Source organism: Populibacterium corticicola (genome assembly GCF_042683685.1).
GTDB classification, from domain to species: Bacteria; Actinomycetota; Actinomycetes; order Actinomycetales; family Cellulomonadaceae; genus Timonella; species Timonella corticicola.
The window spans coordinates 24935-38410 of the sequence record NZ_JBHUOP010000006.1; the positions used below are offsets into that span (position 1 = coordinate 24935).

Below are 13476 nucleotides of genomic sequence, written 5' to 3' on the forward strand. Positions count from 1 at the left end.
AAGCACTTAAGGCTTCGTGTCGGTAACGTGTTGCACTTCATAGGATTCTCATCAGGTGGAAACCTTTGTTTTTGGTCCGTGCAGCTAGAATTGGTGTGGCATGTCTGCTGATGTTTCATTACGGCCGCACCGACTAAGTGCAGTGATCCCAACGCACCACCACCCCTCCCCGCAGGGTTGTGATCCGCGTGAGATACGGCCCTTGGGATTCCTCAGCGAAATTCGACCTTTCCCGCGATCGCCCTGGCGATCTACACTCGCGCACCTGGAGTTTTCATGTTCAACCCCGCTTCCCGTCCACTTCGCGTTGTCGCAGGTGCGGCACTTGCTGGCGGTCTCGTGCTGGGCGTTACCGCCTGCGCCCCATCGACCACGGACCTGTACTACGCAGCTTCGGACGGCACCCGCGTAACACTTGACGAGGGCACGGTCGAGGTCATCAACCTGATGATCCTCACCTCTGGCGAGGGCGGTACCGCTCACGTACACGGTGCGATCAAGAACCACACGACCGACGACAACGTGGCCTCACTCGTGTCTGAGGATGGCGCCTTGAACCTCCAGGTTGAGTTGTCCTCACAGCAGACGGTAAACCTCAGCAACGACGATGTTGCGGGCACCGAGATCGCCGACTTCCCAGCGAAGCCTGGTTCAACCCTTGACGTTCAGCTTTCGGATGCTGCGGGCAATGCGAAGGTCGTCCACGTTCCGGTTCTGGACGGCACCCTTCCTGAGTACCAGGATCACGCTCCAACCGAGTAGAGCCTTCTCGCTCAACTAGGCCGTGCCCCTCAGATGAGGGGCACGGCCTTTTGCGTCTGGATCACCTGCGTCCAGATTGCCGACGAGAGACTCAGTTAACCGCTCGCCTCTCGCCCCAGCAGTGCTGGGTCGCGAGGACACAAGGTGTCTGGCCGGCTCGTCGCCAATCCCCTGTGAGAGTTACCCAATGCAGAAAAGAGCCGAGGTAGGCCCCGACACGGTACCTACCTCGGCTCTCTTTGTGAACGTCGCTTTGGCCCTACCCAAAGCGACCCGAGATGTAGTCCTCAGTCGCCTGCACGCGAGGAGAGGAGAACATCACGGAAGTATCATCGATCTCGATCAGCTTGCCCGGCTTGCCGGTGCCGGCGATGTTGAAGAATGCGGTGCGGTCAGACACACGGGCTGCCTGCTGCATGTTGTGGGTCACGATCACGATGGTGTACTGCGACTTCAACTCGTGCATGAGGTCCTCGATCGCGAGCGTCGAGATCGGGTCGAGCGCGGAGCATGGTTCGTCCATGAGCAGCACGTCGGGCTTCACGGCAATCGCACGTGCGATGCACAGACGCTGCTGCTGTCCACCGGACAGCGACGAGCCCGGACGGTCGAGACGGTCCTTGACCTCGTTCCACAGGTTTGCACCGCGCAGCGACTGCTCAACGATGCCCTCGGCATCCGATTTGGAGATCTTCTTGGAGTTCAGGCGCACGCCGGCAAGAACGTTCTCCGAAATCGACATGGTCGGGAACGGGTTCGGACGCTGGAACACCATACCGACGTGGCGGCGGACCAGAACCGGGTCGACGCTTGCGCCGTACAGGTCTTCGCCGTCAAGCAGCGCTTTGCCTTCGACGCGTGCGCCGGGGATGACCTCGTGCATGCGGTTCAAGGTGCGCAGAAAGGTCGACTTACCGCAACCGGACGGGCCGATGAGAGCGGTGATGGAACGAGGTTCGACCTCCATGTTCACGTCTTCCACGGCGAGGAAGTCCCCGTAGTAAACGTTGAGGTTCTGTACGTCAATTCGCTTGGACATGATGTGCCTTTTCTGTGTCGGCCTGTGTGGCCGAACTGTGTCGGGTTGGTCGGTGTAGGGCTTGGGGTGCGATCACCGGCGGGCTGTCAGCACTCCGTGATCAGACGGTCGGGATGGGTTAACGGTCGAGTTTCGGTGCGAAGTACTTCGAGACCAGTCGAGCCAGGATGTTCAGGAGCATCACGATCACGATCAATACGAGTGCGGCACCCCAGGCTCGGTCAACCCCGATTCCACCCTGTTGATACTGGCGGTAGGCGAACACTGGAAGTGTCGCCATGCGGCCTTCGAACACGTTGAAGTTCGCATCGGCTGCGATTCCGATGGTCAGGAGCAGGGGTGCGGTTTCACCGATGACACGGGCGACCGCGAGCATCACACCTGTCACGATGCCGCCGATCGCGGTGCGAAGCACCACCTTGAAGATCGTACGGGCCTTGGTGACTCCAAGTGCATAGGAGGCTTCACGCAGCTCATTGGGAACCAGACGGAGCATTTCCTCGACGGAGCGGATGACCACCGGGGTCATGAGCACCGCGAGCGCCGCAGCACCCATGATTCCGGCACGGTATGCAGGACCGAACAGGAGCGTGAAGAGCGTGAAGGCGAACAGACCCGCAACAATCGATGGGATACCGGTCATGACGTCCACGAAGAACGTGACGCCGCGGGCCAGTGGTCCTCGGCCATACTCCACGAGGTAGATCGCAGTGAGGATGCCGATTGGGACCGAGATGATGGTGGCGGTGAGGGTCACCATGATGGTTCCCCAGATCGCGTGGTAGATGCCGCCCTCGGTCATTTCCCCGAAGACGCCCACCATGTTGGTGTTGAGGAACTGGAAGTCGACAACGCTCAGGCCTTTGGCCAGCACGGTTCCGAGGAGGGAGACGAGCGGGATGAGGGCGAGTCCGAACGCAACGACGACGAGGGTTGTGGCAAACCGGTCCGTTGCGTAGCGTGATCCCTCAATCCTGCGGGACAGGATCGTGATCGACAGTGCGTAGAGCACCACGGTCAGCGACACGATGGTCGCAATCGACGCGGAATCGGCGAGGAACAGGATTCCGGCGGCAACGGCGGCCGAGCCGCCGAGGATTGCCCAGGGAACCCACTTTGGTAGGCGCGGGGTCGAGCTCAGTACGCCGGGCGCGATGTTAGAAGCGGTAAGAGTCGCCATCAGTTTGCTCCACTAAACTCGCTGCGGCGGCTCACGATCCAGCGTGCGGTCATGTTGACCGCGAGGGTGATCACGAAGAGCGCAAGACCGGTTGCGATCAAGGTCGATACGGCGAGGCCGGATGCCTCAGGGAATTTCGCGGCGATGTTTGCTGCGATGGTTTGATGTTGCCCTGGCTTGAGCAGGAAGAAGGAGAACAGGGTTCCGGGCGAGAGGATCATGAGCACGGCCATGGTCTCACCGAGCGCGCGGCCAAGACCAAGCATGGAGGCCGAGATGACTCCGGAGCGCCCGAACGGGAACACCGTCATGCGCACGAGTTCCCAGCGGGTTGCGCCGAGCGCAAGTGCCGCCTCTTCGTGGAGGCGTGGCGTCTGTAGGAAGATCTCGCGCGAGACGGCGGTGATGATCGGAAGGATCATGACTGCGAGCACGAGGCTTGCGGTGAGCACGTTTCGTGCTGGTGCCTGGTAGCCCTCGAAGAGTGGGATGAAGCCGAGGTAGCTGGTCATCCATGCGAACAGTGGGTCGAGGGTGGGGGCGAGCCAGAGCGCCCCCCACAGGCCGTAGACCACAGATGGGATGGCCGCCAGGAGGTCGATCACGTAGCCGAGGACTCCGGAGACCCTACGCGGTGAGTAGTGGGAGATGAACAGTGCGATTCCCACTGAGAGTGGCACCGCGACTGCCAAGGCGATGATGGATGCGAGAAGCGTTCCAAAGATGAGCGGCAGGATGTAGCCGAGCAGGGAGTCCCCGTTAAACCAGGAGATCGCCTGCAACTCAGAGATGTCTGCCGTCAGTGCGGGCCAGGCGCTATAGATCAGGAAGCCCGCTACCGCGGCCAGGATAACCAGGATGGTTACCCCAGCCGCGGTGGAAAGGAATTCGAACCAGCGGGCCACAAGCACCGCCATGAACTTAGACCGGTTCTTACCCGCCAGACGTGTTCCGCCCGGTTGCGGAGCACCCCCTTGGGTCTGGACATCTGCACTGTGGTGGTCGCTCGCAGCGGCGTGTGTGCCTACCTGCCCACCCTGTGTAGATTCGCTCGTAGTGTGAGCGTTGTGTGCCCCGTTAGGGAGGGGCGTTGAGCTCAACTGAGTCATTGGGTCAGCCTCATCGGTCTGTGTATCGCGCAATGTTCTGCTCGTTACGTGTGTCGGGGTTCAGTGGTGCTGGTTCGGTTGAATCACTTGGAGGTGATTGCGTCGATTGCTGCGGTGACCTCGCCGCGCAGTGTGTCGGAGATCGGGGCCGATCCAGCGACATCAGCCTGTGCTGCGATTGCCTGGCCTTCGGTCGAGGCAACGTAGTTCAGGAATGCCTTGACGTTGGTGGCTTCCTCAGCGGTCTCGTACACCGAGCAGGCAACCGAGTACGAGATCAGGACGAGTGGGTAGGCACCCGCTGCGCTCGTGTTGCGGTCGAGTTCAACGACGAGGCGCTTGTCGGTTGCGCCCTCTGCGCGTGGCGAGGCATCAACGACTGCTGCTGCGGCTTCTGCGGAGAATGGTACGTAGTTCTCGCCGACCTTGAGTGCGATGGTTCCGAGGTCGCCTGCGCGTGATGCGTCGGCGTATCCGATGGTTCCCTCGGCACCCTTGACGGTGTCGATCATGCCGGAGGTTCCGTTACCGGACTGGGTTCCGGAGATTGGCCAGTCACCCGATGCTTCGTGCTCCCACGCACCGTTCGAGGCTGCCTCGAGGTATTCGGTGAAGTTTTCGGTGGTGCCGGACTCGTCGGAGCGGTTCACCGGAATGATTGCGAGGTCTGGGAGTTCGACGCCCTCGTTCTGTGCAGCGATCGCTGGGTCGTTCCACTTGGTGATCTTGCCGGAGAACACGTTTGCGATGGTCTCGGCGTCCAGGTTGATGTGCTCTGCGTCCACGCTTGGCAGGTTGTAGACAACCGCGATTGGCGAGATGTAGAGCGGGAGCTCGAGTGCTTCGCCGCCGTAGCAGCGGTCCACTGCCTGTGCGAGTTCCTCTTCCTTCAATGCGGAGTCAGAACCTGCGAACTGAGCGGCACCCGAGAGGAACTGGGTGCGTCCTCCGCCAGATCCGACAGGGTCGTAGGAGACGGTCAGGTTTGGTGCGACGGAGGTGAGGGTTGCGATCCAACCCTCCATTGCCTTCTCCTGGGAACTTGCGCCAGCACCGGCGATTGAGCCGGATGCCTCTGGTGCTGCTGGCTCATCGGTCTCGGTTGGAGCGTCCGTGGTGCTGGTCTCCGCTGGCGAGGTTGGCTCTTCCTGTGGCACGGCGTCCGAGCCGCAAGCGGCAAGAGCAAGCACGAGTGCGCCGGACAGGGCGGATGCGGCTAGGGCGCGGCTCTTTACGTTCTTCACGTTGTAAACCTTCTTAAGTTTGCGTCAAAAAGTCTGGGGTGGCAGTTGGTTGATCCCTGCGCACAACTAGAAAGTTAGGAGCCGTAAATGACTGTCGTTTGGTGTTTGGGTGAAGCAAAGATGAACGTTACGTTTTTTATTCGCCCCGTAGGTTACGTAAGGGTGAACGAGCACATGGGATTTTCCAGAGGCGGGCGTCTTAGGCCATGTGCAGGGTGTGAGGCTGCACCCCACATGGGACGTCAACGGCTGCTTGGCGTATACGTGATCACGGTAAGCGGCCCCTCAGCGAGACTCGGTACCTCGAAGTTGTCAAAATACTGTTCTGCGAGTTGCGGTGAGAGTTGGAAATCATCCGTGTCCTGGTTACCACGGTCGCGCACCCGTTTGAGGGCGACGTCTCTGGGCGTCTCCAGATAGATGGTCTCGGGCATGACCCCGAATGGTGCGAGCAGTTCTCGATATTCGTCTCGCATCCTCTTCGACCAGAACGAGAAGTCGAGCACGATGTCCGTGTCTTGCTTCACCAGGGCAAGGAGCCTCTGCTTCAGTTCGAAGGTGATCAGTTCGTGTAGCTCGTGGGAGATGGGCATCTCCCGTGCCCCACGATTCCATGCTTCAACATCGTAGGAAAGTCGGGTGTACCCGCTTTTCTCGTATTGTCTGGCACGGTGGGTTTTTCCCGCTCCTGCGGGGCCGCACATGAAGACGACGTGGCTCATGGTATCGACACTACAGGTGCTTGACGACGATCCGGTTGTCTCCCCTCTTTTCATATCGTGAAAGAGTGTTGCGCTAGTGCCCTGTTCCTTGAGTTCGCGGGAGATATAAGGGGGACGGCTCTTCGCCGAAGTCTCCGGCGACTATTGAAACGAATGAACGGCGCAGGACACTAGCAACCTGAAACTACCGCCTCTAATATGCACGGATTGGCGACGATTCCCGCAGATCGCTGCGACTGCGGGCTAGGCAGTCGGCTGGGAAACAAGAAGTCCGCCGACCCCGCTGTGCAGCGGGGTCGGCGGACGAAACCGTCAGCGCGCTATGAGCCGGAGGGATCAGTGAACTTGTATCCCAGTCCACGTACCGTCAACACGAGTTGGGGGTGTCCCGGGTCCTCCTCGATCTTGGCGCGGATGCGTTTGATGTGAACGTCCAGAGTCTTGGTGTCTCCCACGTAGTCCGAGCCCCACACCCGATCAATGAGTTGACCACGGGTCAGCACACGACCTGCGTTTCGGAGCAGGTACTCAAGGAGGTCAAACTCCTTGAGCGGGAAGGAGACCGATTCACCGTTCACGGTCACGATGTGGCGCTCGACATCCATCTTGACCGGGCCCGCAGCAAGGACCTGGTCGTTCTCCTCGGAGGCCTGTCGGTCCTGTTCGACCGGAGCCGAGTGGTTGCGGCGCAGCACGGCACGCATGCGGGCGAGCAACTCGCGGAACGAGTACGGCTTGGTGACATAGTCATCCGCGCCCAGTTCCAAGCCCACGACCTTATCGATCTCGCCATCCTTGGCAGTCAGCATGATGACCGGGACATTGCCGCGTTGGCGCAGTTCCCGGCACACCTCGGTGCCAGAGATACCGGGAAGCATCAGATCCAGCAGCACCAGGTCCGGCTGCTCGGCGTCATATGCCTCAAGGGCCTCGTTGCCTGTTGCAACAGCCACAACGTCGTATCCTTCACGCGTGAGCTGATACGTCAGCGGCTCACGGTACGACTCTTCGTCCTCAACAACTAAGATGCGCGTCACGCGCCCTCCTCATTATCGTCAGGTTCCGCCTTGCGCGGGATGCTGCGCACCTGCAGCACGTCGGTTGGTAGTAAGACTCTGTTGGGTCGCTCAAACCGGGTGCGACCCGTTCCGGTGGGTTCTGGGATGTCGATGTCGTCGTAGTAGTCATCGTCCTCGGAGATTGATGTCTCTGGACTTTGCTTGACCTCGGCGGGAATGCGCAGCGTGAAGGTTGATCCCTGGCCCTCGCGCGACCATACCGTGACGTCACCGCCATGGTCTGCGGCAACATGCTTGACAATCGAGAGCCCAAGCCCTGTTCCACCTGTGGCTCGTGAGCGCGCCGGGTCGACGCGATAGAAGCGCTCGAAGATACGGCTCTGGTGTTCCGGCGAGATGCCGATACCCTGGTCGACCACCGTGATCTCGACGAGGTCGCCCTTTTGGGTGACGCCGACCCCCACGTTCGTCTTCTCCGGAGAGTAGGCGACGGCGTTGTCGACCAGATTTCGCACTGCGGTGACGAGCAGATTGTGATCGCCGTACACGTGGGTGTCGAGGTCTCCCCCGACGGTGAGGGTGATGTCCTTACCTTGAGCGACGACTCGGGCGCGATCCGTGGCCTCCTCGATGACCCCACGCACCTGAACGACGCTCGCCGGGTGTGTGGACCCCTCCAGTTGGAGACGCGAGAGCTCGATGATCTCCTGCACGAGTTGCGCCAAACGCTTGGACTCCTGGCTCATTCGTCCCGCAAAATGGCGCACGGCCTCTGGATCGTCTGCTGCGTCCTGGAGCGTCTCCGCGAGCAGACCGATTGCTCCAACAGGTGTTTTGAGTTCGTGTGAGACATTGACGGTGAAGTCCCGGCGGATGGTCTCAACCCGCTTGGCCTCGGTTTTATCCTCCGCGAGTACCAGTACATGGTCGGCGTTGAGTTGCGCGACCCGCACCTGAAGCATCACGCGACCGCGCCCCACGGGACCGAGCGGAAGCTCGAGTTCCTCGTCGGCGATCAGGCCTGAACGTCGTACGGAGTCAATCATGTCCTGGATCGCGGGGTGCACGATCTTGTTTCCACGCACTACACCCAGCGCATAGGCAGGCGCACTCGCCCGCAACACGGTATCGTCGTTCGAGATGATGACCGCAGCCGAGCGCAGAACTGACAGGACCCTGATAGCACCGCCATCGAGCCCAGTCGAACGCAACGAACTTGCCGTACGCTGCTGCTTCTCACTGAACGTGAAAGCAAGCGTGGCAAAGACGCCAACAGCGATGCCCACGGCTCCAGCGATGATCAGCGAAAAACTATCCACGCCCAATAGCCTACGGTGCAACCACACCATTTGGCGCCCACCTCCATCACCGCGGAGTGCAGAAACCGCAGAAATTTAGGGGTTTCTCGCATCACGCGGACAAGAGTTCATACATGCGACACCAGCCGTTTACCTTAGGGTTCCCCCAAACACACTTGGCTTTGTCAGTGTAGAGGCTGTTGAGCAAGTCGATGACTTCGGTGTGCTCGCCTAAACTTTTACGTCCCAAAAGGAGCGACATGCGCAAGATCTTCGAGGCTGAACTTCAGGCCCTCGGTGACGACCTCGAGCAGATGGCCGAGCTCGTCCTCAAAGCAATCACCGGTGCAAGCAACGCACTGCAGACTCAAGACCTCACCCTTGCACAGCAGGTCATCGCCGACGACCAGGCCATCGATGCACTCGAACGAGACCTCGACGAACGTTGCGTTCTCCTGCTCGCGCAGCAACAGCCGGTTGCCACCGACCTCCGTGTCATCGTTTCGGTTCTGCGGATGAGCGCCAGCCTTGAGCGTATGGGCGACCTCGCTCGCCACATCGCAGAGGTATCGCGTCGTGCATTCCCAAACCCCGGTAGCCCCTCGCAGCTCCGCGACACCTACGAGCAGATGGGCGAGGCCGCGCAGCGAGTCGCGCAGCGTGTCTACGAGATCGTCACATCCCACGACCTCGAAGAGGCCGGTTCCATCGAACGCGATGACGATCTACTCGATGAGTTGCACAACTCCGTGTTCACCACCGTGCTTGGACCGGACTGGAAGGGAAGCGCGCAGGAGACAGTCGACGCTACCCTACTCTCGCGCTACTTCGAGCGATTCGGTGACCACGGCGTATCCGTGGCCCGCCGCGTCCAATACCTCGTGACCGGAGAGTTCGGCCCTGTCGAGGCCTAGTTCCGCCTCACGGCTGTTCCCTTTCCCAACCTCTGTCCCTCAACCGATGGGCCAAAAATGGTCCAGGCGCACATAAAAAAGATACGCACCTGGACGAAAAACAGCCCACTGGTTTTTCTTTACGACGAGCCCTCACTTACCAGCGTGACCATGCGCTGGTAGGTGAGGGCTCGTCGGCAATCGGGACCTGATGACTTCCCTGGGGCTGCATGGTGCCTGCTGGCGCTGCCAGTAGCCCAATCCTTTTACCTCAAGCCGATGGGCCAAAAACATTCCGGGTCCGCATAAAAAAGATACGCATCCGGGCGAAAAACAACCCATCGATGTTTTCGGGTACAGACGATCGGGTACAAACAATAAGGTCGGGCCCACCGGAAAACCGGTGGGCCCGACCTCTAACTCACAAGGGTTAGGTTACTTCTTGCCCTGGTTTGCAACAGCCTCAGCAGCAGCCTTCGCAGCCTCTGGGTCGAGGTAGCGGCCACCCTTTTCGATTGGCTTGAAGTTCTCGTCCAACTCGTACACCAGTGGCATACCGGTTGGAATGTTGAGTTCGGCGATGTCCTCGTCCGAGATCTCGTCGAGGAGCTTCACGAGCGCGCGCAGCGAGTTACCGTGTGCCGCGACCAGAACGGTCTTGCCAGCCTTGAGGTCATCCTTGATGTCGGACTCCCAGTAAGGGATCTCGCGCTCAAGAACATCCTTGAGGCACTCGGTGCGGACAGCGGCAGCGTCGCCAACGTAGCGTGGGTCAGCGTCCTGGCTGAACTCGGTGCCAGCCTCGATTGCCGGTGGTGGCACGTCGTACGAGCGGCGCCACAGCTTGAACTGGTCTGCACCATACTCCTCGAGGGTCTGCGCCTTGTCCTTGCCCTGGAGCGCACCGTAGTGACGCTCGTTCAGACGCCAGTCGCGCTTCACTGGAATCCAGTGACGGCCAGCAGCCTCAAGTGCGAGGTTGGCAGTGGTGATTGCGCGAAGCAGCATCGAAGTGTGCACGACATCTGGGAGGATATCTGCTTCCTTGAGGAGTTCACCACCGCGCTGCGCCTCTGCGCGGCCCTTGTCGGAGAGTTGTACGTCAACCCAACCGGTGAAGAGGTTCTTAGCGTTCCATTGGCTCTCGCCGTGGCGGAGCAAAACAAGCGTGTAAGTCATGATCCTCATTCTTTCATTTTTTCGGCCCGCGTGTGCGGGTCTTTCGTCCATATGGACACGTGTTCACGAGATTTTCGTGCGTTCTTTGATCACACCGTCATAAACCTCGAGGGTCGCTTTCGCGGCGTGCTGCCACGTAAACGTTGCGGCAACGGACCGGGCATTAGCGGCGAGCCGTTCACGTAGTTCCGGGTCGCTGAAGAATCTGCGGGTTTCCTGCGCCCACGTGACCGGATCATGGTTCGGAATGAGCAGGCCGGACTCTCCGTGCCGTACCGCCGTGCGTAAACCGCCCACCTCCGCCGCGATCACCGGGGTGCCGCAAGCCTGCGCCTCCACGGCAACGAGACCGAAGCTCTCATTTCGTGAGGGCATGGCCACAACGTCGGCAACGCGGAACCACGCTGCCAGCTCCTCACGCGTGCACGGGGGTTCGAACCTGACCTGGCGTCCCACCCCAAGCGCATGTACCAGTCTCTTCAGGTCGTCCAGAGCGCTCTCTTTGCCGGAGGCTCCGCCGAGAATCACGAGTTGCGGTGCCTGCACATCATCGGTTGCTCCCTGTTCACGGCAAACTTGTTGACCATGCGCGAGTTCACCGAGCATCTGCACCAGAACGTCGGCACCCTTGAGTGGCTGAATCCGTCCGGCGAACACCACAACGTTGTCGTTCGGTGTGAACCCGTGACGAGCGCGTTCCTGATCACGAGTCAGACCTTGCGGCGAAAGGTCCGAGAATGTCGTCAGATCCACGCCCGGGGGGACAACGTGGACACGATGTGGGTCAGCGTCGTAGTACTCGACAAGCTCGCGCGCCTCGTGCTCTGTGTTGGCCACGAGCGCATGTGCTTCCGAGACAACCTGCTCCTCGCCGAGGACACGCAGCCGCGGTTCAGGGGTGTCCCCCGGTGCTAGTTGAGCGTTCTTGACCCGCGCCATGGTGTGCATCGAATGAGCAAGCGGCACGTTCCAGCGATCAGCCGCGAGCCAGCCCACCTCGCCGGAGAGCCAGTAGTGGGAATGCACGATGTCGTACCAACCGGGAGTCCGACCGGCTTCCGTACGCAGCACCCCCTGCGTGAAATAGCACAGTTGGCTGGGCAGGTCTTCCTTGTGCAGTCCCTCGAACGGTCCGGCCGTGATGTGATGCACGAGCACCCCGTCCGAGAGTTCTACGCGATCAGGCTCCCTGGAACTGGTCCGCCGGGTGAATATCTCAACCGCCACGCCCTCGTGGGCAAGCGCCTTGGACAGCTCCGTGATGTACACGTTCATACCGCCTGCGTCTCCGATTCCGGGCTGCGCCAGCGGAGAGGTGTGGACAGAAAGCATCGCAACACGAGTCGCGGTGCTGTCACAGGTCAGAGTCTTGGGCATGTACCACCTTGCATTGGTCCTAGACCTCATTGTTCCAAAGCCTTGAAGGTAAGCACAAAAGACGTGTCCACCGAATGGGAATGTGACGTATGACCGGCGCATAGCCCGACACCTAGGGCCATAGGTCCCACGGTTTTACAGGGCGTAACGGGCAGCATTGAACAATGGACACCATTGCAGACCCGCTCGCAGCAATCCGTAACCTCGTTGGCGCTGACGAACCAGAAGCCGCAGTCGTCCCAGCATCCGCCGAGGACTGTGCCACCTTCGACGACGATGCAATCGTCTGCACCTGCGCCAACGTGAACGCCGGAGAGATCCGCAACCTCGTCCGTTCTGGAACCTGCAACTCCCTCGACGACATCCAGGTCAAGACCCGCGCCGGAGGGGGCTGCGGTGCCTGCCTACCATTCGTCGCAGGAATCGTACAGGTCGAGATCGGCCTACGCCCGCAAGACTAGGTTCCTATGCTTCAATTGGCAACACGCATGCCGGGCTTGGCAGCCGCACGCTCGTGCGCTCTGAGAACTCACGGCGGGTTGCATCGAAACTCAGAACATCAACCGTGTGAGAATTCTGGTTGGCCACGACAATGATGTCGTGCCCTGCCAGTGCATCTGTGCCCTCGATGACTCGGAAGTGCCGTGGCCAGGCCCCTATAACCGGTGCCGAAGCGATCCGGCGTAGCGATCCGTCATCCACAACATCGAAAACCACGACCTGGTCAACGCCACGCAGCGCAACATACAGACGTTCCTGGTCCGCTGACAACTCCACGTGGGATGCCCAGTACTCCTGCTCTGTGTCCTCAAGTAGCAGCCCATCCCAGACAATCTGTCCGCTACCGTCAGCGGTGCTATAGGCAACCGTGTAGACCTTGCCGTCCAACTCCCCCACCACATAGGCGTGGCCATTCAGACCGCACGCAATATGCCGTGGCCCCATGCCACCGGGGAACTCAACAGCGGACCCGAGTGCATCAAGGTTTGGAGCACCGTTCGAGTCCTGTGAGATTGCATAACGGAAGATGCGATCTGCACCAAGGTCTGTAACCCATACGTACTGTGAACCAGGCAATTGGCCCGCGAAATGAGCATGCGGACCCTCTTGCCGGTCTGCAACAGGCCCGGTTCCGGTCTGCTGGAAGTTGCGCCCGCTGGCGCTCTGTGAGTCGTGAGTGAGTGGAAGCTGCTGCGAGAACACAGACCCGCTGCCATAGTTTGTGACAATTGCCTGCCCACCGGCGACAATCACGTGACAGGGGTGTGCACCACGCGTCGAAACCCGCGCAACGATTTCCAGTTCTTCGTCAGTTACGGCGAGTTCCGTGAGTTCCCCCTCCGGATTCTCAGAAACCGCTATAACACTGGAGTGGTCACGATCCCATGTAATAAATGATGGGGAACTCAGTTCAACTTTTTGCTGCAGATCGGTGATTTGCGCGGACGAGGCATCAAGGCTGGCATACCAAATACCCTCCTCCGGGAATTCCGCGATGTCATGGGGATAGGTACCGAAATAGAGGCGCATCGAATTAGTTCCATTCATGGGCACAACTGCATGTTCGCCGGATAACCATAACAGGCTGTGAGTTACCTGTATGCATTCACAGCGATTCGCAGATTGGCGGCTAACTTAACTTGGGGACGCAAGA

At 60.0% G+C, this 13476-nt stretch carries 13 protein-coding genes; 3 read left to right on the top strand and 10 right to left on the bottom strand.

The annotated features are described in order from the left end of the window. The first annotated feature begins 276 nt into the window (after positions 1-276). A complete protein-coding gene (locus tag ACFSYH_RS13050) occupies positions 277-762 on the top strand; it encodes a hypothetical protein (protein WP_377467504.1) in 486 nt (161 codons plus the stop codon). A 259-nt stretch (positions 763-1021) separates the two neighbouring features. Here the strand turns inward: ACFSYH_RS13050 and pstB are convergent, their stop codons facing one another. The 7 genes from pstB to ACFSYH_RS13085 all read right to left on the bottom strand — a co-directional run bounded on the left by pstB (position 1022) and on the right by ACFSYH_RS13085 (position 8394). After that, a complete protein-coding gene (gene pstB, locus ACFSYH_RS13055) occupies positions 1022-1801 on the bottom strand; it encodes a phosphate ABC transporter ATP-binding protein PstB (protein ID WP_377467506.1) in 780 nt (259 codons plus the stop codon). Positions 1802-1919: 118 nt separating this feature from the next. Beyond that, the gene (gene pstA, locus ACFSYH_RS13060) at positions 1920-2981 is read right to left on the bottom strand and encodes a phosphate ABC transporter permease PstA (RefSeq protein ID WP_377467508.1); all 1062 of its coding nucleotides are present in this window, start codon (positions 2979-2981) and stop codon (positions 1920-1922) included. Beyond that, a complete protein-coding gene (gene pstC / locus ACFSYH_RS13065) occupies positions 2981-3898 on the bottom strand; it encodes a phosphate ABC transporter permease subunit PstC (RefSeq protein ID WP_377467669.1) in 918 nt (305 codons plus the stop codon). The genes pstA and pstC overlap by 1 nt, the downstream gene beginning before the upstream one ends. Positions 3899-4173: 275 nt before the next feature. Then, on the bottom strand, positions 4174-5334 hold the full coding sequence (gene pstS, locus ACFSYH_RS13070) for a phosphate ABC transporter substrate-binding protein PstS (protein WP_377467510.1): 1161 nt from the start codon (positions 5332-5334) through the stop codon (positions 4174-4176). Between the two features lie 242 nt (positions 5335-5576). After that, entirely contained in the window at positions 5577-6056 is a 480-nt protein-coding gene (locus tag ACFSYH_RS13075; protein WP_377467512.1) for an AAA family ATPase, read from the bottom strand. A gap of 320 nt (positions 6057-6376) precedes the next feature. Then, a complete protein-coding gene (locus ACFSYH_RS13080; RefSeq protein ID WP_377467514.1) occupies positions 6377-7093 on the bottom strand; it encodes a response regulator in 717 nt (238 codons plus the stop codon). Beyond that, positions 7090-8394: a sensor histidine kinase gene (locus tag ACFSYH_RS13085; protein WP_377467516.1), complete on the bottom strand. Its 1305-nt coding sequence runs from the start codon at positions 8392-8394 to the stop codon at positions 7090-7092. Before ACFSYH_RS13085 ends, ACFSYH_RS13080 begins: the two co-directional genes overlap by 4 nt. A gap of 239 nt (positions 8395-8633) precedes the next feature. On the opposite strand from ACFSYH_RS13085, the gene phoU reads away from it, so the two are divergent. After that, complete coding sequence (gene phoU, locus ACFSYH_RS13090; protein ID WP_377467518.1) at positions 8634-9287, top strand: phosphate signaling complex protein PhoU; 654 nt, start codon at positions 8634-8636, stop codon at positions 9285-9287. A 414-nt stretch (positions 9288-9701) separates the two neighbouring features. Here the strand turns inward: phoU and ACFSYH_RS13095 are convergent, their stop codons facing one another. Both ACFSYH_RS13095 and mshA read right to left on the bottom strand, forming a co-directional pair. Continuing rightward, positions 9702-10445 carry a phosphoglyceromutase gene (locus ACFSYH_RS13095; RefSeq protein ID WP_377467520.1) on the bottom strand — a complete coding sequence of 248 codons (744 nt, stop codon included), beginning with the start codon at positions 10443-10445 and terminating at the stop codon, positions 9702-9704. Between the two features lie 63 nt (positions 10446-10508). Continuing rightward, complete coding sequence (gene mshA / locus ACFSYH_RS13100; protein WP_377467522.1) at positions 10509-11822, bottom strand: D-inositol-3-phosphate glycosyltransferase; 1314 nt, start codon at positions 11820-11822, stop codon at positions 10509-10511. Positions 11823-11986: 164 nt separating this feature from the next. Here mshA and ACFSYH_RS13105 point away from each other — a divergent pair, with 164 nt between their 5' ends. Next, positions 11987-12283, top strand: coding sequence for a (2Fe-2S)-binding protein (locus tag ACFSYH_RS13105; protein WP_377467524.1), 297 nt, complete (start codon positions 11987-11989; stop codon positions 12281-12283). Between the two features lie 4 nt (positions 12284-12287). Here the strand turns inward: ACFSYH_RS13105 and ACFSYH_RS13110 are convergent, their stop codons facing one another. Further along, positions 12288-13352 (bottom strand): lactonase family protein, encoded by a 1065-nt coding sequence (locus tag ACFSYH_RS13110; protein WP_377467526.1) that lies wholly within the window; start codon positions 13350-13352, stop codon positions 12288-12290. Between the last annotated feature and the right edge of the window lie 124 nt (positions 13353-13476).